General features: G+C 74.6%; 20 protein-coding genes. 16 read left to right on the plus strand and 4 right to left on the minus strand.

From position 1 onward, the window contains the following. Nucleotides 1-128: 128 nt before the first annotated feature. From ACFYT9_RS24825 to ACFYT9_RS24840, 4 genes are all read left to right on the plus strand, one after another. Nucleotides 129-1,220, plus strand: a complete 1,092-nt coding sequence (locus ACFYT9_RS24825; protein ID WP_389167317.1) for a Dyp-type peroxidase — start codon at nt 129-131, stop codon at nt 1,218-1,220. Beyond that, entirely contained in the window at nt 1,217-2,044 is an 828-nt protein-coding gene (locus tag ACFYT9_RS24830) for a family 1 encapsulin nanocompartment shell protein (RefSeq protein ID WP_376595527.1), read from the plus strand. The genes ACFYT9_RS24825 and ACFYT9_RS24830 overlap by 4 nt, the downstream gene beginning before the upstream one ends. A 4-nt stretch (nt 2,045-2,048) precedes the next feature. Next, nucleotides 2,049-2,681: a DUF1345 domain-containing protein gene (locus ACFYT9_RS24835; protein WP_387271252.1), complete on the plus strand. Its 633-nt coding sequence runs from the start codon at nt 2,049-2,051 to the stop codon at nt 2,679-2,681. Nucleotides 2,682-2,823: 142 nt separating this feature from the next. Continuing rightward, nucleotides 2,824-4,296: a phytoene desaturase family protein gene (locus ACFYT9_RS24840; protein WP_389167321.1), complete on the plus strand. Its 1,473-nt coding sequence runs from the start codon at nt 2,824-2,826 to the stop codon at nt 4,294-4,296. A gap of 80 nt (nt 4,297-4,376) precedes the next feature. On the opposite strand, the gene ACFYT9_RS24845 is transcribed toward ACFYT9_RS24840, so the two are convergent. Beyond that, entirely contained in the window at nt 4,377-5,267 is an 891-nt protein-coding gene (locus ACFYT9_RS24845; protein WP_389167324.1) for a LysR family transcriptional regulator, read from the minus strand. 95 nt (nt 5,268-5,362) lie between these two features. Here ACFYT9_RS24845 and ACFYT9_RS24850 point away from each other — a divergent pair, with 95 nt between their 5' ends. Further along, nucleotides 5,363-5,728 carry a YybH family protein gene (locus ACFYT9_RS24850; protein ID WP_389167327.1) on the plus strand — a complete coding sequence of 122 codons (366 nt, stop codon included), beginning with the start codon at nt 5,363-5,365 and terminating at the stop codon, nt 5,726-5,728. A gap of 74 nt (nt 5,729-5,802) precedes the next feature. On the opposite strand, the gene ACFYT9_RS24855 is transcribed toward ACFYT9_RS24850, so the two are convergent. Further along, nucleotides 5,803-6,636 (minus strand): hypothetical protein, encoded by an 834-nt coding sequence (locus tag ACFYT9_RS24855; RefSeq protein WP_389167570.1) that lies wholly within the window; start codon nt 6,634-6,636, stop codon nt 5,803-5,805. Next, nucleotides 6,633-7,109: a GreA/GreB family elongation factor gene (locus tag ACFYT9_RS24860; RefSeq protein WP_389167330.1), complete on the minus strand. Its 477-nt coding sequence runs from the start codon at nt 7,107-7,109 to the stop codon at nt 6,633-6,635. The genes ACFYT9_RS24855 and ACFYT9_RS24860 overlap by 4 nt, the downstream gene beginning before the upstream one ends. Before the next feature lie 213 nt (nt 7,110-7,322). Here ACFYT9_RS24860 and ACFYT9_RS24865 point away from each other — a divergent pair, with 213 nt between their 5' ends. The 9 genes from ACFYT9_RS24865 to ACFYT9_RS24905 all read left to right on the plus strand — a co-directional run bounded on the left by ACFYT9_RS24865 (nt 7,323) and on the right by ACFYT9_RS24905 (nt 19,214). Beyond that, nucleotides 7,323-8,825 carry a hypothetical protein gene (locus ACFYT9_RS24865; protein WP_389167332.1) on the plus strand — a complete coding sequence of 501 codons (1,503 nt, stop codon included), beginning with the start codon at nt 7,323-7,325 and terminating at the stop codon, nt 8,823-8,825. A gap of 157 nt (nt 8,826-8,982) precedes the next feature. Then, nucleotides 8,983-10,260 (plus strand): AAA family ATPase, encoded by a 1,278-nt coding sequence (locus ACFYT9_RS24870; RefSeq protein WP_389167335.1) that lies wholly within the window; start codon nt 8,983-8,985, stop codon nt 10,258-10,260. Further along, nucleotides 10,257-11,513 (plus strand): VWA-like domain-containing protein, encoded by a 1,257-nt coding sequence (locus ACFYT9_RS24875; RefSeq protein ID WP_389167337.1) that lies wholly within the window; start codon nt 10,257-10,259, stop codon nt 11,511-11,513. Before ACFYT9_RS24870 ends, ACFYT9_RS24875 begins: the two co-directional genes overlap by 4 nt. Before the next feature lie 221 nt (nt 11,514-11,734). Beyond that, nucleotides 11,735-12,631: an oxygenase MpaB family protein gene (locus ACFYT9_RS24880; protein ID WP_389167340.1), complete on the plus strand. Its 897-nt coding sequence runs from the start codon at nt 11,735-11,737 to the stop codon at nt 12,629-12,631. Then, a complete protein-coding gene (locus ACFYT9_RS24885; RefSeq protein WP_387271270.1) occupies nt 12,613-14,895 on the plus strand; it encodes a tetratricopeptide repeat protein in 2,283 nt (760 codons plus the stop codon). The genes ACFYT9_RS24880 and ACFYT9_RS24885 overlap by 19 nt, the downstream gene beginning before the upstream one ends. A gap of 23 nt (nt 14,896-14,918) precedes the next feature. Further along, the gene (locus ACFYT9_RS24890) at nt 14,919-15,701 is read left to right on the plus strand and encodes a 4'-phosphopantetheinyl transferase family protein (RefSeq protein ID WP_389167343.1); all 783 of its coding nucleotides are present in this window, start codon (nt 14,919-14,921) and stop codon (nt 15,699-15,701) included. A 162-nt stretch (nt 15,702-15,863) separates the two neighbouring features. After that, nucleotides 15,864-16,898 carry an L-threonine 3-dehydrogenase gene (gene tdh, locus ACFYT9_RS24895; protein WP_387271274.1) on the plus strand — a complete coding sequence of 345 codons (1,035 nt, stop codon included), beginning with the start codon at nt 15,864-15,866 and terminating at the stop codon, nt 16,896-16,898. 3 nt (nt 16,899-16,901) lie between these two features. Continuing rightward, on the plus strand, nt 16,902-18,101 hold the full coding sequence (locus tag ACFYT9_RS24900) for a glycine C-acetyltransferase (RefSeq protein ID WP_389167345.1): 1,200 nt from the start codon (nt 16,902-16,904) through the stop codon (nt 18,099-18,101). A 183-nt stretch (nt 18,102-18,284) separates the two neighbouring features. Then, nucleotides 18,285-19,214 (plus strand): LysR substrate-binding domain-containing protein, encoded by a 930-nt coding sequence (locus tag ACFYT9_RS24905; protein WP_389167348.1) that lies wholly within the window; start codon nt 18,285-18,287, stop codon nt 19,212-19,214. 28 nt (nt 19,215-19,242) lie between these two features. Here ACFYT9_RS24905 and ACFYT9_RS24910 read toward each other — a convergent pair whose 3' ends face one another. Beyond that, complete coding sequence (locus ACFYT9_RS24910; RefSeq protein WP_389167350.1) at nt 19,243-21,033, minus strand: serine hydrolase; 1,791 nt, start codon at nt 21,031-21,033, stop codon at nt 19,243-19,245. Nucleotides 21,034-21,271: 238 nt separating this feature from the next. Between ACFYT9_RS24910 and ACFYT9_RS24915 the strand changes: the two genes are divergently transcribed. Together ACFYT9_RS24915 and ACFYT9_RS24920 are read left to right on the plus strand one after the other, a co-directional pair. Beyond that, nucleotides 21,272-22,381, plus strand: a complete 1,110-nt coding sequence (locus ACFYT9_RS24915) for an NAD(P)H-dependent flavin oxidoreductase (protein ID WP_389167352.1) — start codon at nt 21,272-21,274, stop codon at nt 22,379-22,381. Beyond that, nucleotides 22,378-23,931, plus strand: a complete 1,554-nt coding sequence (locus tag ACFYT9_RS24920) for an acyl-CoA synthetase (protein WP_389167355.1) — start codon at nt 22,378-22,380, stop codon at nt 23,929-23,931. Before ACFYT9_RS24915 ends, ACFYT9_RS24920 begins: the two co-directional genes overlap by 4 nt. Nucleotides 23,932-23,946: the final 15 nt, after the last annotated feature.

The raw sequence follows: 23,946 nt of genomic DNA on the forward strand, positions 1-23,946 counted from the left end.
GGCGGCCTTCCCGCGGATACGCTGGCGCCGATTTGCCCGTAAAGATGGCACTTTCATGCAGAAGCATGGCGCTTTCATACAGATAGTGGCCCTATCCATACCGGTACCGCTCCGTCGACGGGAGTCGCATGGCCGTCCCCCAGCCCGTTCCCCAGCTCGTCCTCGGACCACCCACCAAGGCCGCCGTCTTCCTCACCCTCACCGTCGTGCCCGGCAAGGAGACCGACGTACGCGAAGGGCTCCGGGAACTGTCCGGACTGAGCCGCTCCGTCGCCTTCCGCGCCCGCGACGACGCCCTCGCCTGCGTCGCCGGGCTCGCCTCCGACGCCTGGGACCGGCTCGTCGGCGGCCCCCGCCCCCGCGAACTGCACCCCTTCACGCCCCTCCAGGGACCCCGGCACCTGGCCCCCGCCACCCCCGGCGACCTGCTGCTCCACCTGCGGGCCCGACGCGCCGACCTCTGCTTCGAGCTGGCCCGGATCGTCCTGGACCGGTTCGGGGACGCCGTCACCGTCGTCGACGAGGTCCACGGCTTCACCTACTTCGACGAACGTGACCTCCTCGGCTTCGTCGACGGCAGCGAGAACCCCACCGGACCGGCCGCCGCCGACGTCGTCCTCGTCGCCGACGACGATCCCGCCTTCCGCGGCGGCAGCTACGTCGTCGTGCAGAAGTACCTCCACGACCTCACCGCGTGGAACGCGCTGAGCACCGAGGAGCAGGAGCGCGTCATCGGCCGCGCCAAGGCCGACAACGTCGAACTGCCCGACGACGTCAAACCGGCGGACTCGCACGTCGCCCTCAACACGGTCGAGGACGAGGACGGCGAGGAGCGCCGGATCGTCCGCCAGAACATGCCCTTCGGGCGGCTCGGCGCCGGCGAGTTCGGCACCTACTTCATCGGGTACGCCCGCACCCCCTCCGTCACCGAACGGATGCTCCGCAACATGTTCCTGGGCGACCCGCCGGGCAATACCGACCGCATCCTCGACTTCTCCACGGCCGTCACCGGCGGTCTCTTCTTCGTCCCGAGCGCCACCCTCCTCGACGACCTGCCCGCCCCGGGAGCCCCGGAGCTCACCGAAGCCGGCCCCGCCGACGCGGACCACGCGACGGCCGGCCCCTCGGGCGACCTCGTCCCGGAGACCGTGCCCGCCGACGCCGTACGCCCCGGGGCCTCCCTAGGCATCGGCAGCCTGAAAGGAGCACCGGCATCATGACCACCGCCCCCGGCACGCCCCCCGCCACCGGCAACCTCCACCGCGAACTGGCCCCCATCACCCCCGCCGCCTGGGCCGAGATCGAGGAGGAGGCCCGCCGCACCTTCCGCCGCAACGTCGCCGGCCGCCGCGTCGTCGACATGCCCGACCCCGCCGGAGCCGGACTCGCGGCCGTCGGCACCGGCCACCTCACCGACCTCGCCCCGCCCGCCCCCGGCGTCCTCGCCCGGCTGCGCGAGGCCCGCCCGCTGGTCGAGCTGCGGGTCCCCTTCACCGTCGCCCGCTCCGCCGTCGACGACGTCGAGCGCGGCGCGAAGGACTCCGACTGGCAACCCGTCAAGGACGCCGCACGCACCCTCGCCCTCGCCGAGGACCGCACCGTCTTCGACGGCTACGCGGCCGCCGGCGTCCGCGGCATGCGCCCCGCCTCCTCCAACCCGGCCGTCGCGCTCCCCGTCGAGGCCGGCGAGTACCCCGACGCCGTCAGCCGCGCCCTCACCGCCCTGCGCCTGGCCGGCGTGGACGGCCCGTACGCGCTCCTCCTCGGCGCCGACGAGTACCGGGCCGTCAGCGAGACCTCCGACCACGGCTACCCGATCGCCGCCCACCTCGGCCGCATGCTCGACGGCCCCCCGATCTGGGCGCCCGCGCTCAAGGGCGGCCTCGTGCTCTCCACCCGCGGCGGCGACTTCGAACTGCGCCTCGGCCAGGACGTGTCCATCGGCTACACCCGGCACGACGCCGACACCGTCGAGCTCTACCTGCACGAGACCCTGACCTGCTTCACGTACACGGACGAAGCCGTGGTCGTCCTGGAGCCATGACGCGATGACGGCCTGGTCCTGGCGCTACGCGACCCCCCGCCTCGGCGGCGCCGCCGTGCTCGGCGCCGCCGCGGGCGCCGTCATCGGCGCGCTCGCCGACACGGCCCTCGGCATCCTCTCCGGCATCGCCGTCGCCGAGACCGTCTTCGTCGTCACCGGCTGGATCGTGCTCTGGCCGATGGACGCCACCACCACCCACCGCAACCTGCGGCGCGAGGAGTTCCGGCCGGTCGTGGAGGAACTGGCGGTGGTCGGCGCCGCCCTGTGCGGACTCGTCGCCATCGTCGCCCTGCTCCTCGTCGACTCCGGCTACAGCCGCGCCGCCGCCGGGACCGCCCTGTGGGGCGTCTTCATGGCCTGGGCGGCGCTCCACCTCATGTACGCCACCCGGTACGCCTACCTGTACTACCGGCCGCCCGAGGGCGGCATCGACTTCAACTCAGACACCCGCCCCCGCTACGTCGACTTCCTCTACTTCTCCTACAACCTCGGCATGACCTACCAGGTCTCGGACACCAACGTCTCCGACACGGAGTTCCGCGCGGTCGTCCTCCGCCACTGCCTGCTGTCGTACGTCTTCGGCGCCAGCATCCTCGCCACCGCGATCAACCTGGTGGCCGGAATCGTCACCGGCTGACGGCGGCGCGGGGGAGACCGGTGCACGCGCGCGTGGCGCCTTGGCCGACCGGCGCGGGGCTCCCCGGTGTGCGTGGCGCCGGGCCGACCCCCGCAGAGACCCGGTGTGCGTGCGTGGCCCCGCTCCCGGCAGACTCGCCCCCATGAGCAGCACGCGCCCGCGCCCCACCCGCCCCGCCGGGACCACCCCGACCGCCGTCGTCGTCGGCGCGGGCCCCAACGGCCTCGCCGCCGGCGCCCTGCTCGCCGAGGCGGGCGTCGAGGTCACCGTCCTGGAGGCCGCCGACGAGATCGGCGGCGGCACCCGCACCGAGGAGGCGATCCTCCCCGGGCTGCTCCACGACCACTGCTCGGCCGTCCACCCCCTCGCCGTCGCCTCGCCCGCTCTCCGCCACCTCCGGCTCGACCGGTACGGGCTGCGCTGGCGGCTCCCCGAGATCGACTGCGCCCACCCCCTCGACGACGGCACGGCCGCCGTCCTCCACCGCTCGGTCACCGAGACCGCCGCCGGGCTCGGCGCCGACGCCGCCCGCTACCGGGCGCTCCTCGGCCCGTCGGTACGCCGCTGGGAGACGCTCTCCGGGGACGTGATGGGCCCGCTGCTGCGCCTGCCCGACCACCCGCTGCTGCTCGCCCGCTTCGGCCTGCCCACGGTCCTGCCCGCCGCCGCCCTCGCCCGCCTCTTCCGCACCCCGGGCGCCCGTGCGCTGTGGGCGGGCGTCGCGGCCCACGCCTACCGCCCGCTGACCGAACCGTTCAGCTCGGCCATCGGGCTCGGCATCCTGACCGCGGGGCACGCCGCCGGCTGGGCCGTCGCGGAAGGCGGCTCGCGGGCCATCACCGACGCCTTGGCCGCCGCGCTCCGCGCCCACGGCGGCCGGATCGAGACGGGCGTGCGGATCACCGACCGCAAGCAGCTGCCGCCCGCCGACCTCACGCTCCTCGACCTCGACCCCGCGCAGGTCGCCGGGGTGTACGGCGACGCGCTGCCCGCGAGGACGGCCGCCGCGTACCGCCGCTTCCGGCGCGGCCCCGGCGCCTTCAAGGTCGACCTCGCCGTCGAGGGCGGCGTGCCCTGGCGCGCGGAGCCTGCCCGCCGCGCCGGTACCGTCCACCTGGGCGGCCCGCTCGCCGAGGTCGTCCGCGCCGAACGGGAGGTGACGGACGGACGGATGCCGGAGCGGCCGTTCGTCCTGGTCGGCCAGCAGTACCTCGCCGATCCCTCCCGCTCCGTCGGCGACGTCCACCCCGTCTGGACGTACGCGCACGTGCCCCACGGTTACGGGGGCGACGCGACCGAAGCGATCCTGGCCCGGCTCGACCAGTACGCCCCCGGCGTCCGCGAGCGGATCGTCGGCATGCGCGTGACCCGCCCCGCCGACTTCGCCGCCGCCAACCCGAACTTCGCCGGCGGCGACATCCTCACCGGCGCCAAGACCGTCCCCCAGCTCGTCCTCGGCGCCCGCCCCGCCCTCGACCCCTACGCCACCGGCCTCCCCGGCGTCTACCTCTGCTCCGCCGCCACCCCGCCCGGCCCCGGCGCCCACGGCATGTCCGGCGCGGGCGCGGCCGCGGCGGCCCTCCGCCACCTGGGGATCCGCCCCTCCTGGCGGTGAGGAGGCGTTCCGCCGGGTGCCGAGGAGGCGGTCGGCCGGTCCCGCCCCGGACGCCGGGGCCAAGGGACCGGGGTCTCCCGTCACGGACCCGCCGTCGCCCCGAAGGCATCGCGCGCGTGGGTCAGGAAGGCGCGGACGGACGGTTGGTGGGCGGGCTTCCAGACCAGGGCGAGCAGGGCCGGGACGTCGGCGTCGGTGAGGGGGAGGGCGGTGAGGCGCCCGGCGTACGCCTCGGCCATCGACGCGCTGAGGACGGCGATGCCGAGGCCCCGCGCGGCGAGGTCCGCGAGGGCGTCGGAGGCGCCGGCCTCCAGGGCGATCGCGGGGCGCAGGTCCCGTGCGGCGCACGCCTGGTCGAGGACCGCGCGCAGCCCCGTGCCGGGCGGCATGCAGACGAGCGGGTGGGCCGTCAGCTCGTCGAGGGCGAGCTCCTTCCGGCCCGCCAGGGGGTGGCCGGGCGGGACGGCAGCGACGAGCCCCTCGCTGATGACCGTCAGGGCGTCGAGCCCGTCCGGAGTCGCGGCGGCGGTGCCGATGAGGGCCAGATCGAGGGCGCCGCCGCGCACGCCGTCGACGAGCCGGTCGGAGTTGTCCTCCCGGAGCAGGATCTCCACCCCGGGGTGGGCCGCGTGGAAGGCGGCCAGCGCGTCGAAGAGCGGTGTGACGGTGCAGCCGACGACCATGCCGACGGTCAGCCGGCCGCGTACCAGCCCCGTCACCTCGTCCGCCGCACGACCGACCGCCTCGGCCGAGGCGAGCGCCGCGCGGGCGTGGGGGAGCGCGGCCTCGCCGGCGGCGGTGAGCGTGACCGTCCGGGCCGGCCGGTCGAACAGCTCGGCCCCCAGCTCGTGTTCGAGCCGTCGGATCTGCGCGCTGACGCCCGACTGGCTGATGTGCACCCGCTCGGCGGCCCGGGTGAAGTTCCGCTCCTCGGCGACCGCGACGAAGTACTCCAGCTGCCTCAAGTCCATGACTGGTGATTCTAGTAGCCAGCAGAACCATCTGTTGGACTTCTGGTAGGTGCGCCGCGAGGCTGGAGACACGGAAACCACGAGGGAGGAACCCGATGCCGGAGTACGAGAAGGCCATGCGTCCCGAGGACATCACCCGACTCTTCGTCGAGCGGTCCAACGCGGGCGACGCGGCCGGCGTCGCCGCGCTCTACGCCGAGGACGCCGTGCTCGCCTACCCGCCGGGCGAGCTGACCGTGGGCCGGGAGGCGATCCGCGCCCTCTGGGCGAAGGTGCTGGCCCACCGCCCCCGCTTCGAGCAGGAGCAGCCGCTGCCCACGCTGGTGAACGGCGACATCGCCCTCACCTCGACCCCGCCCAAGGACGGTGCCGGTGCCCGCGCGCAGGTCGTCATGCGCCAGGCCGACGGCAGCTGGCTCCGGGTGCTGGACCAGCCCGAGTTCGTCCCGCCGACCCGCTGACCCGCTGCCCCACTGACCTACTGACCTACTGACACGAGTCCACCGGACGGTACGCGGGACGCACGCGCGCGTGGCTACGAACGCCACCAGGGCTCCCGTACGTAACGGCTCTTCGTGCTGGTGCACCCCGAGCCGTCGGAGATCTCCTCCGCGTCCAGGTTCCAGCCGACCACCCCGTTCCCCTTGCGGCTCAGTTCGATCAGCCGCGCGTCGGCGGTACGCGTCCCGTCGGTCACCCGGCACGCCACGACCGAGGTCCAGGCCTGCCCGTCGAGCGCCGAGGCGAAGAACAGCACCGGCAGCACGGCGACGGTGAGGAGCAGGGCCACGAGCTGTTCCCCGGCCGCCGCCCGGCGCAGCCACGCCGGAGGGTCGTAGCGCGGATCGTGCGAGGCGCCGTGCGCACGGTCGCCGTGCGAGCGGTGCGGACGCCGTCGCCCGGTCCGGTACTCCACGACCACCCCCTCGCGGAGCGCGAACGCGCAGAGCGCGGTGCCGAGGCCCCACCAAGGGCCGAAGAGGCAGGTGACGATGACGCCGAACGCGAGCGGGTTCAGGAGGGTGATCCCGAGCCTGCGCAGCCGGGCCGCCCGTCCCCGGTCCGCGGGCACGGCTCCGCGTGCCGCGAGGACGGCGAAGACGACCCGGGAGATCACCACGGCGAGCACCGAACCGAGCAGCGGATCGGTGATCACCATGCCGAGCAGCACGTCCGGCCAGTTCGCGGGCTCCATTCCGGTGAACACGTCCCGCACGGCGTCCCCGCCGCCCACCGTGTACGCGACCTTGGCCACGGGCACGGCCAGCGCCAGCGCCAGCAGTACACCGTGACCCGGGCCGCCCTTCCGGTCGGCCCGGCGCTCCTGCTCCGGATCCCGTTCGACGCCCGTGTCGGCGGAGCCGGTCAGGAGCCGCCGCCGCGCGCGCCCACCGAGAGGACGACGGCGGTCGTCCGGCCCAACGGCGTCGCGTAGGTCACGCTGTCCCCGGCCGCGTGCCCGAGCAGCGCCCGGCCGAGCGGGCTCGCCGCCGTGACCAGGGCCGGGTCGTCGGCGTCCGCCAGCTCGCCGATGTGCACGGTCGATTCCGTGCCGTCGCCGAACCGCACGCTCACCGTGCTGCCCACGCCGACCTCGCCGCTCGACGGCGGCCCGGCGACCGACCCCTCGCGCAGCCGGCCCTCGATCTCCTCGATCCGCGCGTCCAGCCGGTCCGCCTCCGTGGCCCGCTGCAACTCGTCGGCCTGATCGGCCCGGTCGCCCGGCTCGTCGGCGTCGCCGAGCGTGGAGGCGACGTTCGCCCGCTCGGTGCGCAGCTCGGACAGCTCGCGGTTCAGCGCCGCGCGGGCGGCCTCGCTGAGGGGCTCGGGTCCAGAGGTCATGACTGCTCCCGTCGTGCGGTGGCGGGGACGAAGACGACGCCTCCATTCCGGCATCTCCGTGAATGTCCGTCAAATCGCACGAATCGCTCCACCAGGTCGGCGAGGCTCACGGAAAACCCCTGGCGCCTCCGGGAGCGGGGACGTTAGCGTGACGGTGATGATCAACGACTCCTCACGCCGATGGGGGGTCCTCACCGCACACGGCGCGTCCTGATGGGGACGCCCGTGCGGGAGGACACCCGCCTTTCCCTCTGGCGGCGCGTGCGTGCCTACGCCGTCCCGCCCACCATGATCGAGACCGCCACCGCCCGTCGCCTCGCCGGCGACTGGGCCGGCGCCTGCGCCGCCGCGGGAGTGGACCTCGACCTGACCCCCCGGGCACTCGCCCGGACCCACGGCACCGAACTGGCCGCACACGTGCGTGCCGACCTCCGCCGCCTCGCCCCCGACCTCCTCCGCTGGCACCTGCCGAGGACCGCCCCCGACGGCCTGCTCCGCCCCGGAACCACCGTCACCCTGGCCGTCTACGAGGGTCATGACGGCCCCGGAGGACCGCCCGCGCGCCCGATCCACCTGGTGGCCCGCACCGCGCCCGCCTGGGCCGACGCCGGACAGCGGATCTCCCTCGCCCTCTGGGACGGCCCGCCCGGCGGACCGGACCTCCGCCGGCGGAGCGCGTACGACCCCGTTGCCGCCCACCCCCACCCCCACCCGCACCCCAGCCCCCGCTTCCGGCTCGACCTCCACCGGCACCTGTGGGATGCCACCCGCGCCGGAGAACTCCGCGCCCGGTCCGGCGCCGACCGGCGGCCGGCCCTGCCGTCCGCGCCCCACGACCCGCCGGGGCCCGGCTGGGCCGTGGACCGCTGGGCCGCCGAGGCCCGCCTGCTGCTCGCCGCCGACGGACCGTCCGCCGGCGCCGTCCTCGTACGCCTCGGAGCACGGCACCGGCTGCTCCTCACGCCCGAACCCGACGGGCGAGTGCGGACCGAGCCCGTACCGCCGGGCGGGGGACGGTTCAGACCCGCCGACGGCGCACGGGCGGGCCGGCCGGCCGTGCTCCCCGACGCGTCGACCTGGACCCCGCCCGACCTGGCGCTGCTCCGCGCCGGCCTCGTCACCCCCGACGACCTGCACCCGCTCGTGGCCGCGGCGCTGGTCCCCGGCCACCGGCCCACCCCCGGCAGCGGTCCGACCGAGGCCGAGGACGGGCCGCGGTTCGTGGAGTGCCGGGGGAGGTGGCACCGCATCGGGCTCGTCGACGGCGTCCTCGTCCCGCTCGACCACGACCCGGCCGAACTGCTCCGTGAGGAACTGCTCGTCGCCCTCTCCGGAACGCCGCTGCCCTGTCTGCGGGCGATCGACGAGGCCCACCGAGCGCCCGAGTGCCTCACCGGCGTCCGCGAACGCCTCGCCCATGGCGACACGGCGGGTGCGCTCGCGGTCGTCGAGTCCCTGCTCGGCCCCGAGGCCGTCCTGCGGGACGGCCCCCTGAGCGAGGCCCTCACGCGCGCCGCCGAACGGAAGGTCCTGCACGGGCTCTACCGGGCCGGCCTGCGCGCCACAGGCCCCGCGGACGTCGCCGAACCCCCGCCCGCACCCGTACCCGAACCGGACCGCGGCCGTCTCCGCCGCTCGCGCAGCCCCCGCCCCGCCGCCCGCGCGGCGAGCCGCCCCGTCCACCGCGACCGTCCCCGACACGCCACAGCCCGCTGACACCACCGCACGCGCGCGTGCGGGCCGACACCCCTCCGCCGCGCCGCACCCCACGCGCGTGCGTCCCTCCGGCGCGTCCGCGCCGGCACCCGACGCCCGCCCTTCCCACCCGTTTCCGTGCTCCGGCACGCCGCACCCACCCCAGGTGATGCCACCCATGCGTACCCACACACGCGCGACCACCGCTACCGCCTCGCCCGCCGCGACCGCGACGACCACAGCGACCGTTACGACGGCCGACTCCTCCCCGCTCACCGTCGCCGCCGACCTCCTCGCCCTCCTCGGCGACACCCGCACCGAGCCCCGCGCCGACGACCAACTGGAGGCACTGACCCTCGCGGTCGCCGCCGACCTGCCCGTCCTCCTCTGGGGCGAGCCCGGCATCGGCAAGACCGCGGCCCTCAGCCGCCTCGCCGAGGAACTCGGCCTCCCCCTCACCACCGTCATCGCCAGCGTCCACGAGCCGACCGACTTCTCCGGGCTCCCCGTCCTCGGCGACGACCCGGCCGCCCGCGGAGTGACGATGGCACCGCCCGACTGGGCCGTGCGCCTCGTCCGGGAAGGGCGCGGCCTGCTCTTCCTCGACGAGCTGTCCACCGCGCCGCCCGCCGTCCAGGCGGCCCTCCTCCGGCTCGTCCTGGAGCGCCGGGTCGGCACCCTCACGCTCCCGCCCGGCGTGCGGATTGTGGCCGCGGCCAACCCCCGCGCCTCCGCCGCCGACGGCTGGGAGCTGAGCGCCCCGCTCGCCAACCGCTTCGTCCACCTGCGCTGGACCCACGAGCACGACGTCGTCGTCCGGGGCCTCGGCGGCACCTGGCCCCGCGCCACCCTGCCCCGCCTCGACCCGCTGCGGCTCCCCGAGGCGGTCGACCGCGCCCGGCGGGCGGTCTGCGGACTGCTCGGCGCGCGGCCGACCCTCGTCCACCGGCTGCCGACGGAGGAGACCCGCAGGGGCGGGGCCTGGCCCTCACCCCGCAGCTGGGACATGACGCTCCGTCTGCTCGCGTTCGCGACCGTCGCCGACTCCTCCCGCGACGTCCTCTCCTTCCTGATCCGGGGCGCCGTCGGGGACGGCCCGGGCTTCGAACTCCTCGCCTGGCTCGACCGGATGGACCTCCCCGACCCCGAGGTCCTGCTCGCCGACCCGACCGGCGCCGAACTCCCCGAACGCGGCGACCGCCGCCAGGCCGCCCTCGAAGCCGTCGTCACCGCCGTCCGGGAACGCCCCGCCCGCGACCGCTGGGACGCCGCCTGGGTCCTGCTCGCCCGCGCCGCCGAGAGCGGACCGCCGGACCTCGTCGTCGTGCCCGCCACCACACTCGCCGCCCTCCGCCGCGACGAGTGGGACGTCCCCGCCACCATCGACCGCCTCGCCGGAGCGGTCGGCCTCTCCCGGCGCGCGGTCCGGCCGGCGCCGGCGCAGGGCCGCCGATGAACAGCACCCCCGCCACCGCCCCGGTCCCGGCCGAAGAGGCCCTCGATCACGAGAAGCTCTACACCGCCCGCCTGTACGCCGTACGCGTCCGCCCCTACCTCGCCACCGCTCTCTTCGCGCTCCGCGTCGTGCCCACCCGCCGGGTCCCCACCATGGGTGTCGACCGGTACTGGCGCATGTACGTCTCTCCGGCCTTCGTCGACCGCACCCCGATGCGTGAACTCGCGGGTGTCTGGGTCCACGAGGTCGCCCACCTGCTCCGCGACCACCACGGCCGGGGCGACCGCCTCGCGCGCGACCTCGGCCTCGACGGCGAGGCCGAACGGCTCCGGACGAACATCGCCGGCGACTTCGAGATCAACGACGACATCTACGGCGACGGCCTCCCCAGACCCGCCGGCGCCCTCCGCCCCGAGCTGCTCGACCTGCCTCCGGGCCTGCTGATGGAGGACTACCTCCGCGCCGTACGGCTCACGCCACGGACCCCCGGGATGGCCTGGCTCGACTGCGGCAGCGGCGCCGACGGCCACGACCGCGCCTGGGAACTCGGCCCCGACGGCGCCGACGGCCTCACCCCGCAAGAACGCGAAGCCGTCGTGTACCGCGTCGCCCAGGGCATCAACGGCCGCCCCGGCAGCACCCCCGAGGGCTGGCGACGCTGGGCCGAACAGGTCTGCCACCCGCCCCAGCCCTGGCGCGAGCTCCTCGGCGCCGCCCTCCGCGCCGCCGTCTCCTCGGCCGGCGCCGGCGACGACTACACCTACCGCCGCCCGGCCCGCCGCGCCGCCTCGCTCCCCGGCATCGTGCTCCCGAGCCTCCGTCGCGTCCCGCCCCGCGTCGCGGTCGTCATCGACACCTCCGGCTCCGTCTCCGACACCGAACTCGGCAGCGCCCTTCTGGAAGTCGCCGCCCTCACCCGCGCCGTCGGCGGCCGCCGCGACCTCGTCACCGTCGTCGCCTGCGACGCCGCCGCCCACACCGCCCGCCGCCTCTGCGCCGATGCCGAGATCCCGCTCGTCGGAGGCGGCGGCACCGACCTCCGCGCCGGCTTCACCCGAGCCCTCCGCCTCACCCCCCGACCCGACGTCCTCGTCGTCTTCACCGACGGCCAGACCCCCTGGCCCTCCTCTGCCCCGCCGTGCCGCACCATCGTGGGCCTGTTCCCCCGGCCGATCGCCGCGCGGTCGGGAGAGGAGGAGGACGAGCACCTGCGCAGGCCGCCGGAGTGGGCGAGGGTGGTGGAGATCGGGTGAATGATCCTGGACCCAAGATCCGATCTCCTGGACCCAAGATCCGATCTCCTGGACCCAAGATCCGATCTTCTGGATCCAACATCCAACATCCAAGATCCAGAATCCAACCTCCAGCCTTCCGTATCCAAGACGCAGTTCTCTCGATCCGGGATCCAGCCTTCTGGATCCGATCTCCACGACGCACAGGGTCTGTTCAGCCCCACCCCGCGTAGCCTGAACCCATGAGGCACGACGCCGACCCCGGACTCTTCGGGCCCCGCTCCGTGACCTGGCAGCTGCACGGCGACCCGGTGATGTGGATCGCCGGGGTGCGGGCCCTGTACCTCCAGGCCCTGCACCCCGTGGCCGTCCGGGGAGTCATGATCAACAGCAGCTTCCGGGAGGATCCCTGGGGGCGGCTCATGCGGACGGCGAGCTTCGTCGGGACGCTCAGCTACGGGACCCGGGAGGCCGCGGAGGCGGCGGGCGCGCGCGTGAGGCGGATCCACCGGCTGCTCGGGGTGGACGACCCTGACCTGCTCCTCTGGGTGCACTGTGCGGAGATCGACTCGTACGTCTCGGTGGCCCGCCGCTCCGGGCTGCCGCTGAGCGGAGAGCCGGCCGACCGCTACGTGGACGAGCAGCGCACCTCCGCGCGGCTCATCGGGCTCGACCCGGCGACCGTACCGGCCACGCAAGCGGGGCTGGCCGACTACTTCGCCGCCGTACGGAGCGAACTCACCGCCGGCGAGGACGCGCTCGCCGTGCTCGACTTCCTGCGCAAGCCGCCCGTACCGCCCGCGCTGGTCCCGGGGCGGGCCCTGGTGTGGGGGCGGATCAGCTCGCTGGCGTACGACACCCTCCCGGACTGGGCCCATGAGCTCTACGGCCGCCCCGTACCGCCCGCCGCCACCGTCACACGCCGCCTCACGTCCACCGCCCGCCTCCTGCGCAGCGTCCCGGCGAAGCTGCGGTGGCGTCTCCCGCCCCGCCACATCCTGCGCGCCATGGACCGGCTCGGGCCCGACACCCGACCCGACCCGTACACACTGTCCGAGGCTGCGGCCATACTGGACGGGCCGGACAGCGTGCACGGAAACGACGGGGGCGGCGGCACACGATGGGGGACATCCGACTGATCCAGGGGCGCTACCGCCTGCACGAGGTCATCGGCCGCGGCGGCATGGGCGAAGTGTGGCGCTCCACGGACGAGGCACTGGGGCGCGGGGTCGCGGTCAAGTGCCTCAAACCGCTGGGACCGCACCAGGACGCGGGCGTGCAGACCGTGGTCCGCGAGCGGTTCCGCCGTGAGGCACGCGTCGCCGCGGCGCTCCAGCACCGGGGCATCACCGTCGTGCACGACTTCGGAGAGTACGAGGGCGTGCTCTTCCTCGTCATGGAGCTGCTGGAGGGCCAGAACCTCAGCCAACTCCTCACCGCCAACGCCCGCGACCCCCTCCCGGTCGACGAGGTCGTCGACATCGCCGACCAGGTCGCCGACGCCCTGGACTACACCCACCGCATGGGGATCGTGCACCGCGACCTCAAGCCCGCCAACATCATGCGGCTGCACGACGGCACGGTGAAGATCTGCGACTTCGGGATAGCGCGCCTCGGCGCCGACATGGGGTTCACCTCGCGGCTCACCGGCACCGGGATCGCCATGGGCACCCCTCACTACATGTCGCCGGAGCAGATCGGCGGCGGCGACATCGACCACCGCAGCGACCTCTACTCGCTCGGCTGCGTGCTGTACGAACTCGCCACCGGGGCGCCGCCGTTCGACCTGGACGACTCCTGGGCCGTGCTCGTCGGCCACCGGGACACCGTGCCGCGCCCGCCGCGCACGCACCGTTCGGAACTGCCCGACTACTTCGACCGGCTCGTCGTCGACCTGCTCGCCAAGGTGCCCGACCAGCGCCCGCGTGACGCCTCCGACCTGCGCCGCCGGATCGTGACCGGCCGCACGATCGGCGGGGAGGGCCACCGTCTGCCGCGGTTCCCCGACGACCCGCCCCACGCCACCGACGGGACAGGCGACGCCGTCCAGGTGGTGGAACCCGGTGCCACGCCCGCGTGGGCCCGGTCCGTCACCGGCGGGCCGCGCCCGGCCGCGCCCGGCGCGCCCCGGCTCACCGGCCACGACCCGGCCGCCGCCGTCCTCACCACCGAGTGGACCACCGCCCGGCCGGGCACGGACGGTGCCGGCGAGCCCGTCCGCCCCACCACCGACGCCACGCCCGAACTGCTCGCCGTGCTGGCCGCCCGCCACCGCGCGGGCCTCGGCCTCGGCCGGCTCGGCCGCTGGTCGGAGGCGGAGCAGCTGCACCGCTCCGTCGCCGGGGACCGGACGCGGGTGCTCGGCCCCGAGCACCCCGACACCCTGACCAGTGCCTACGAGCTCGCCTTCGCGCTGGGCCGGCTCGGCCGCACGGCCGACGCCCTGGAGACCTTCGAGCGCGTCGGCGACGCACGCGCCCGCGTCCTGGGCCCCGACCACCCCGACACGCTGGCCGCCCGCCAGGAGCGCGCCTACACCCTCGGCCGGCTCGGCCGGCACGCGGAGGCGCACGCGCTGTACGCGGACGTCCTCGCCGTCCGGGAGCGCACCGCGGGCGCCGACCACCCCGACACCCTCCGCTGCCGCCACAACCTCGCGTACACCCTCGCCCGGCTCGGGCGCCTGGAGGAGTCGTACCGCACGGGCCTGGCGGTCGCCGACACCCGCACCCGGCTCCTCGGCGCGGACCACCCCGACACCCTGGTCACCCGCCACGAACTCGCCCACACCCTGGGCCGCCTGGGCCGCGCCGAGGAGGCCCTCGACCAGTACCGGGCGGTCGCCGAGGGCCGCGCCGCGTCGCTCGGCCCCGACCACCCGGACACGCTCACCGCCCGCTACGAGACCAGCGCCTGTCTGGGCCGGCTCGGCCGGGACGCCGACGCCCTCGCCGTCTGCCGGGACCTCGTCGCCGTCCGGACCCGGACGCAGGGCGCGGACGCCCCGGAGACCCTGCGCGTCCGGCACGCCCTCTCCGTCCACCTCGCCCGACTCGGCCGCTGGCAGGAAGCGCTCGACACCGCCCAGGCGGTGCACGCCGCCCGTCGCCGGGTCCTCGGCGCGGACCACCCCGACACCCTGCGCAGCCGCCGGGAGGCCGCCGTGTTCCTCGGCCGCCTCGGGCGCTGGGACGAGGCGCTGCCCCCGCTCCGGTCCCTCGCCGAGGCCCGGGGCCGGACGCTCGGCCCGCTGCACCCGGACACCCTCTCCGCCCTCGCCGACCTCACCCACTGCCTCGACCGGCTCGGCCGCCACACCGAGGCGGACGCGGTCCGCCGCGGCACCGCTGCGGAGCCCGACGGCCACAGGCCGCCGGGACCGACCGCCCCCGGCGCACCCTGAGCCGACCCGACCGCGCTGATTTAATGACCAGTGTGATCATCGACCGCCACGGCGACCCCGCCCCCGAGCCCCGCACGCCCTCCGACGACGTGGACGCCGGCCCCGCCCGGACCGACGTCGACCTGTGGCAGCTCCGGGTGGACCACCTCGCCGAGGAGGAGCTCGACCCCTCCGAGCTCGACGCCGAGGAGCGGGTCAAGCTCGCCGCGCCCCTCCGGGTGGAGGACCGGCTCCGGTATGGCGTCGGGCACGTCGCCCTGCGCCGGCTCCTGGCCCCCCGCCTGGGCATCGCGCCCGCCGAGGTCACGTTCCGCAGGGAGCCCTGCCCCGGCTGCGGCGCCCTCCACGGCCGCCCGGCCGTCGACGGGCCGCCCGGCGTCCCGCACTTCTCCCTCTCGCACAGCGGGGACGTCGTCCTCATCGGCATCGCCGCCCGCCCGGTCGGCGTGGACGTCGAGAGCCTCCCCAAGGCCGCCACCGTCCGTGACGTGAGCTCCGCCCTCCACCCGCTGGAACGGGCCGAGATCGCCGACGCCGCGGACGCGCCCGAGGCGTTCGCCCGCATCTGGTGCCGCAAGGAGGCCTACCTCAAGGGCATCGGCATCGGCGTGGCCCGCTCGCTCGACAAGGACTACCTCGGCGAGCGCGACCCCTCCGCCCTCCCGGCCGGCTGGGGGGTCCAGGGTGTGCCCACCGCCGACGGACACGCGGCGGCCGTCGCCGTCGAGGGCACCATGGGACGCGTCCGTACGAGTTGGCTTCCGTCCTCCTTCGTCACCGCCGCGAACGCCGGCGGACCCGCCTGAACAGCGACGACGCCTTGGCGTGAAGCTGAACTGCGGGCGCGCTTAAGAAATCCTCGATGGACCGCGAGCCGTCGGTACGGAAGATTCGACCCCGAGGATCTTGGGCACGCGCGCGTGCCCTGACCCGTACATCACAGGACACGCACGTCGGGAGCCGTGGCATTGAAGGCGTTGGTCAAGCTGAAGGCGGAGCCGGGACTCTGGCTCACGGACGTGCCCGAGCCGGAGACCGGTCCGGGGGACGTACTGATCAAGGTCAAGCGGACCGGGATCTGCGGCACCGACCTGCACATCCGCTCCTGGGACGGCTGGGCCCAGAAGACCATCTCGACGCCGATGACCATCGGTCACGAGTTCGTCGGCGAGGTCGTCTCGGTCGGGCGTGACGTCTCCGACATCGCCGTCGGAGACCTGGTCAGCGGCGAGGGCCACCTCGTCTGCGGCAAGTGCCGCAACTGCCTCGCCGGCCGACGCCACCTCTGCCGGGCCACCGTCGGCCTCGGCGTCGGCCGCGACGGCGCCTTCGCCGAGTTCGTGGCGCTGCCCGCCTCCAACGTGTGGGTGCACCGCCACCCCGTCGACCTCGACGTCGCCGCGATCTTCGACCCCTTCGGCAACGCGGTCCACACCGCCCTCTCCTTCCCGCTCGTCGGCGAGGACGTCCTCGTCACCGGCGCCGGCCCGATCGGCATCATGGCCGCCGCCGTCGCCAAGCACGCGGGCGCCCGCAACGTCGTCATCACCGACGTCAGCGAGGAGCGCCTCGACCTGGCCCGCAAGACCGGCGTCTCGCTCGCGCTCAACGTCGCCGAGAAGACCATCGCCGACGGCCAGCGCACCCTCGGGCTGAAGGAGGGCTTCGACGTCGGCCTGGAGATGTCCGGCAACCCCCACGCCATGCGCGACATGATCGCCAACATGACCCACGGCGGAAAGATCGCCATGCTGGGCCTGCCGAGCGAGGACTTCGCCGTCGACTGGGCGAAGATCGTCACCTCGATGATCACCGTCAAGGGCATCTACGGCCGTGAGATGTTCGAGACCTGGTACGCGATGTCCGTCCTCCTGGAGGGCGGACTCGACCTCTCCCCGGTCATCACCGGCCGGTACGACTTCACCGACTACGAGGCCGCCTTCGACGACGCGGCCTCCGGCAAGAGCGGCAAGATCATCCTCGACTGGACTGCGGGAGCCTGACCCATGTTCGATTCCGTACGCGACGACGTCCGTGCCACCCTCGACGAGATCCGGGCGGCCGGCCTCCACAAGCCCGAGCGCGTCATCGGCACCCCCCAGTCCGCCATCGTCGAGGTCACGGCCGGCGGCCGCCCCGGCGAGGTGCTGAACTTCTGCGCCAACAACTACCTCGGCCTCGCCGACCACCCGGAGGTCGTCACCGCCGCCCACGCGGCCCTCGACCGCTGGGGCTACGGCATGGCCTCGGTCCGCTTCATCTGCGGTACGCAGGAGGTGCACAAGGAGCTGGAGGCCCGCCTCTCGGCCTTCCTCGGCCAGGAGGACACGATCCTCTACTCCTCCTGCTTCGACGCCAACGGCGGCGTCTTCGAGACCCTCCTCGGCGCCGAGGACGCGGTCATCTCGGACGCCCTCAACCACGCCTCCATCATCGACGGCATCCGCCTCTCCAAGGCCCGCCGCTTCCGGTACGCCAACCGCGACATGGCCGACCTGGAGCAGCAGCTCAAGGAGGCCACCGAGGGCGGCGCCCGGCGCAAGCTGATCGTCACCGACGGCGTCTTCTCCATGGACGGGTACGTCGCCCCGCTCGCCGACATCTGCGACCTGGCCGAGCGCTACGACGCCATGGTCATGGTCGACGACTCGCACGCCGTCGGCTTCGTCGGCGCCGGCGGCCGGGGCACCCCGGAGCTGCACGGCGTCATGGACCGCGTCGACATCATCACCGGCACCCTCGGCAAGGCCCTCGGCGGTGCCTCCGGCGGCTACGTCGCCGCCCGCGCCGAGATCGTCGCCCTGCTGCGCCAGCGCTCCCGCCCGTACCTCTTCTCCAACACCCTCGCCCCGGTCATCGCCGCCGCCTCCCTGAAGGTCCTCGACCTGCTGGAGTCCGCCGGCGACCTGCGCGACAAGCTCAACGCCAACACCGCGCTCTTCCGCAGCCGCATGACCGACGAGGGCTTCGACATCCTCCCCGGCGACCACGCCATCGCCCCCGTCATGATCGGCGACGCCGCCGAGGCGGGGAAGATGGCCGAACTGCTCCTGGAGCGCGGCGTGTACGTGATCGGCTTCTCGTACCCGGTCGTCCCGCAGGGCCAGGCCCGCATCCGCGTCCAGCTCTCGGCCGCCCACTCCACGGAGGACGTGAACCGCGCGGTGGACGCCTTCGTGGCGGCCCGCGCCGAGCTGCGCGGCTGAATCCGGGATATTGGATCCCGGATCCAGTATCCGAGAGCCACCATCCTGGATCCCGGATCCAATATCTGAGAGCCACCCTCCCGGATCATGGATCCAACATCTTGGATCCATGATCCCGGATGTTGGATCCAATCTCCCAGGCCGTGGGCGCGAGCCCGCCCCACGGCCTGGGAGACTAGGCGCATGATCGAAGCACGGCGGTTGCACATCCTCCGTGCGGTGGCCGACCACCGCACGGTCACGGCGGCGGCCGCCGCGCTCTACCTCACCCCCTCCGCCGTGTCCCAGCAGCTCGCGGCGCTGGAGCAGGAGACGGGTCACCGGCTGGTCGACCGCAGCGCTCGCGGGGCGAGGCTGACGCCCGCGGGGGAGATTCTGCTGAGCCACGCCAACGCTGTCCTCGCCCAACTGGAACGGGCGGAGGCGGAGCTTGCCGCGTACGGTTCCGGCGAGGCGGGGACCGTGACGGTTGCCGCGTTCGCGACGGGCATCGGCCTGGTGGTGGCCCCCGCGATCGCGGATCTCGCCGCCGTGGCACCGGGCATCCGGGTCAGGGTGCGCGACGCCGAGGGCGACGAGAGCCTCCTGATGGTGCTGGACCGGCAGGTGGACGTGGCGGTGGCCGTCGAGTACCGGGGCGCACCCGGTGAGGACGACGACCGGCTCACCAGGGTTCCGCTCTACGCCGAGCCGTTCGACGTGGTGCTCCCGCCCGGCCACTCCCTCGGTTCCGTCGACCGCGTCGCGCTCGGCGCCCTGGCCAAGGACGCCTGGATCGGCCAGTCCGCGGGCAACCCGTGCCATGACGTGACCGTGCTGGCCTGCGAGTACGCCGGGTTCGCACCCCGTTTCGACCACGTCTCGGACGACTTCCGGGCCGTCGTCGCGCTGGCCGGCGCCGGTGCCGGTGCGGCGCTCGTGCCCCGTTCGGCCCTGCGCGGCATGGACCTCACGGACGTCGTGGTCCGTCCCGTCGACGGCGTCGCGCCCACCCGCCGCGTCTTCGCGGCGGTCCGACGGGGCGCCGAGGACCACCCCCTCATCGCCCGCGTGCTCACCGCCCTCCGAGCGGCCGCCGTCCCCGGCCCCGGCCCCGGCCCCGGAGAACTCTGAGAGTCCTCCGGGGGCGGGCGACATCCCCTCAGTCCGCCGAGCGGTGCCAGCCGGCCGCCTCGACGCGGGCCTCGTCCGCCGGGCGGGAATCGTCGAAGAGCGGCGTGCCCGAGCGGTCCAGGAGGCGGAGCCCGGTCACGTACACCCCGCGCCCGACGGCGGGGGAGGAGGTGACGTAACGGAAGCGGAGACGGGTCCCGGGAGCTGCCGTGAGGGCCGCGGTGAGACGGTGCCAGCGGCGGCCGGACCAGCCGTCGGCCGTGCCGTCCGGGTGCGCGTGGGCTTCCGCGGACCTGTCCGTGGGGGTGGTCTCGAACGGGACGGGGTGCCAGCGCGTGGTGGTGCCGGTCGTCGCCTCCAGGGTGAGCCGGTCCGCGTCCGGTGCGGTGTCCCACCAGAGGAGGGCGGTGAGCCGGACCGTGCCCGGGTCCGTCGCCGGGAGGGTCAGGGTGACGCCGTCGGGTGCGGTCATCCCCGAGAACCAGGTCGTGTCGCCGCTGCCCGCCGGCGGCCGGACCGGGACCGCGCGGGCGAGCCGGTTCGCGACCGCCACGCGCGGGGCGGAGCCGGCGCGCCAGGTGCGGACGGGGTGGACCGCGTTGGCGAGGAGGATCAGGAACGCGTCGGAGTCCGGGTCGAGGACCAGGCTGGTCCCGGTGAAGCCGGTGTGCCCGGCGGTACGGGGGCCCGTGAGGGCGCCCATGTACCAGCGCTGGTCCAGTTCGAAGCCGAGACCGTGGGCATTGCCGGGGAAGTCCTGGTTGACGTCGGTGAGGAGGAGGTCCACGGAGGCGGGGGACAGGACACGGGCGGAGCCGTAGGCGCCGCCGTTGAGCAGCGTACGGGCGAGGACCGCGAGGTCGCGGGCGTCGGAGAAGACGCCGGCGTGGCCGGCGACGCCGCCCATCGCGTACCCGTTCTCGTCGTGCACCTCACCCCGCACCATGCCCCGGTCGAGCCGCGCCCACGGGCGCCGGGCATCCTCGGTGGCGGCGATCCCGGGCCGCCACGAGAGCGGGGGGACGAATCGAGTGCGGTGCATCGCGAGCGGAGCGGTGATCTCGTCGTGGAGCAGTCTCTCCAGTGCGAGACCGGTGATCCGCTCCAGGAGCAGGTGCAGTGCGATCAGGTTGAGGTCCGAGTAGCGGTAGGCCGTGCCCGGCGGGTCCTGCGGCGCCTCCTCCCACAGCATCCGCAGCCGCCCCTCCCGGTCCGGCGCCTCGTACAGCGGCAGCTCCGCCCGCAGCCCCGAGGTGTGGCCGAGCAGCTGCCGGACGGTGATGCCGGCCTTCCCCGCCCGCCCGAACTCGGGCAGGTACGAAGCGACCCGCTCCCCGAGCTCCAGCGTGCCCCGCTCGACCTGTCGCACGGCCAGGAGGGAGGTGAAGAGCTTGGTGAGCGAGGCGAGGTCGAAGACCGTGTCCGGGGTCATCGGGACCCGCAGCTCCGGCGCGAGCTCGACCGCCGTGTCGTTCACCTCGTCGTACGCGGCCCAGCGTGCCGCCCAGCCGACCGCCCGGTGCAGCGCCACCGTCCCGCCCCGTCCGGCGAGCAGCACGGCCCCCGCGCACCACGGCCGCACCGGGGAAGGCCCGAGGAAGCCCCGCAGGTCCTCGACCATCCCCTCCAGCTCCCGCCCGAGCAGCCCGGCCTCCGCCGCCGTGCCCCACCGCAGCGTCGTACCCCGCGGCAGCGCCCCGCCGCGCGGCACCCCTCCACCCCGCTCCCGCTCCGCCCCCCGCCCCCCGAGCCCACCAAGCCCGCCGATCCCCCCGCGCTCCCCGAACCCTTCGCGCTCCCCGAACCCCGCCTCGCCCATCCGTCCGTCTCCTTACCTCGCGCGCCTGCCCCTCCAGGATCCCGGCGGCTCGCCCCCGCCGCAGGCCCACACCCACACCCACCCGCACCCAGAACCCCACCCGCACCCAGAACCCCACCGGCACCCAGAACCCCACCCCCACCCTCCCCGCCAACCCCCCTCCGCCCGCCCCAAGGAATCTGACGATGCATCAGAAAACCTCTTCCCTCCACCGCCCCGCTGCGGCATCCTGCCGCCCATGGAGACGGAGCTGAGTCGCACACTGGGGATCGAGCACGCCATCTTCGGCTTCACGCCCTTCCCCGCGGTCGCCGCCGCCCTCAGCCGGGCCGGCTGCTTCGGCGTCCTGGGCGCGGTCCGCTACACCGCCCCGGACGACCTCGCCCGCGACCTCGACTGGATGCAGGAGCACACCGACGGGCGCCCGTACGGGCTCGACGTCGTGATGCCCGCCAAGAAGGTCGAGGGCGTCACCGAGGCCGATGTCGAGGCCATGATCCCCGCCGGGCACCGGGAGTACGTCCGGTCGGTCCTCGCCAAGCACGGCGTGCCCGAGCTCGCCGAGGGCGAGGCGTCGGGCTGGCGGATCACCGGCTGGATGGAGGAGGTCGCCCGGGGCCAGCTCGACGTGGCCTTCGACTACCCCATCAAACTCCTCGCCAACGCCCTCGGGTCGCCGCCGCCGGACGTCGTCGCCCGGGCGCACGAGCACGGCGTGCTCGTGGCCGCGCTCGCCGGCAGCGCCCGGCACGCCCGCCGCCACGCCGAGGCGGGCATCGACATCGTCGTGGCTCAGGGGTACGAGGCCGGCGGCCACACCGGTGAGATCGCCTCCATGGTGCTCACCCCCGAGGTTGTCGACGCCGTCTCGCCGCTCCCCGTGCTCGCCGCCGGCGGCATCGGCAGCGGAGAGCAGATCGCCGCCGGGCTCGCCCTCGGCGCCCAGGGCGTGTGGCTCGGCTCGCTCTGGCTCACCACCACCGAGGCGGAGCTCCACTCGCGCGCCCTCACCGAGAAGCTGCTCGCGGCCGGCTCCGGCGACACCGTCCGGTCCCGCGCGCTGACCGGTAAACCGGCCCGCCAGCTCCGGACCGAGTGGACGGACGCGTGGGAGGACCCGGCAGGCCCCGGCCCGCTGCCCATGCCGCTCCAGGGGCTGCTGGTCGCCGAGGCCGTGTCGCGCATCCAGAAGTACGAGATCGACCCGCTGCTCGGCACCCCGGTCGGGCAGATCGTCGGCCGGATGAACTCCGAGCGCAGCGTCCAGCAGGTGGTCGACGAGCTGACCCGGGGCTTCGAGAAGGCCGTCGACCGGATCAACCGGATCGCGGGAAGGAGCCAGTCATGAGCGAGGGCGCACCCAACGGATTCTGGGCCCAGGCGGCCGTGGAGCCGGAGCGTACGGTGCTCGTGGCGCCGGACGGCGAGGAGTGGTCGGCCGGCCGGCTGCTCGCCGCCGCGAACCGGATGGTGCACGGGCTGCGCGCGGCCGGCATGGAGCGCGGTGACGCCTTCGCCGTCGTCCTGCCGAACGGCGTCGAGTTCTTCACCGCCCATCTCGCCGCCACCCAGGCCGGTTTCTACCTGGTCCCGGTCAACCACCACTTCGTGGGCGCGGAGATCGCCTGGATCGTCGCCGACTCCGGCGCCAAGGTGCTGATCGCGCACGAGCGCTTCGCCGAGGCGGCGGAGGCCGCCGCCGACGGGGCGGGGCTCGCGGGCAGTCACCGGTACGCGGTCGGGACGGTGCCCGGCTTCCGCCCGTACACCGAACTCCTCGACGGGCAGCCGGAGTCGGCTCCGGACGAGCGGACCCTCGGCTGGGTCATGAACTACACCTCGGGCACCACCGGCCGCCCCCGGGGCATCCGCCGGCCGCTGTCCGGCCGACTCCCGGAGGAGTCCCACCTCGGCGGCTTCCTCGGGATCTTCGGCATCCGCCCCTTCGACGCCAACGTGCATCTGGTCTGCTCGCCGCTCTACCACACGGCGGTCCTCCAGTTCGCGGCCGCGGCGCTGCACATCGGGCACCCGCTGGTCCTCATGGACAGGTGGGCGCCGGAGGAGATGCTGCGGCTCGTCGACGCGTACGCCTGCACCCACACCCACATGGTCCCTACCCAGTTCCACCGGCTGCTCGCCCTCCCCGAGGAGGTCCGCGAGCGGTACGACGTCAGCTCGATGCGGCACGCCATCCACGGCGCCGCGCCCTGCCCCGAGCACGTCAAGCGGGCGATGATCGCCTGGTGGGGCGGGTGCGTGGAGGAGTACTACGCGGCCAGCGAGGGCGGCGGGGCGTTCGCGACGGCGGAGGAGTGGCTGAAGAAGCCCGGAACCGTCGGCCGCGCGTGGCCGATCAGCGAGCTCGCGGTCCTGGACGACGACGGGAACCGGCTGCCGCCGGGGGAACTCGGCACGGTCTACCTGAAGATGAACACCGGCGGTTTCCGCTACCACAAGGACGAGGCCAAGACGGCCGCCGCCCGCGTCGGCGACTTCTTCACCGTCGGCGACCTCGGCTACCTCGACGAGGACGGCTACCTCTACCTCCGCGACCGCAAGATCGACATGATCATCTCCGGCGGGGTCAACATCTACCCCGCCGAGATCGAGGCCGCGCTCCTCGCCCACCCGGCCGTCGCCGACGCCGCCGCCTTCGGCGTCCCGCACGCCGACTGGGGTGAGGAGGTGAAGGCGGTCGTGGAGACCGCCGAGGGGTACGAGGAGGGGCCGGCGCTCGCCGAGGAGATCCTGGCGCACTGCGCCGACCACCTGGCCGGCTTCAAGCGCCCGAAGTCCCTCGACTTCATCCCCGCCATGCCCCGCGACCCCAACGGCAAGCTCTACAAGCGCCGCCTGCGCGACCCGTACTGGGAGGGCCACGAGCGTCCGGTGTGAGCCGCAGCGGGGGAG

Origin of the sequence: Streptomyces sp. NPDC004435, assembly GCF_042873895.1 — a bacterium.
Classification (GTDB): Bacteria; Actinomycetota; Actinomycetes; order Streptomycetales; family Streptomycetaceae; genus Streptomyces.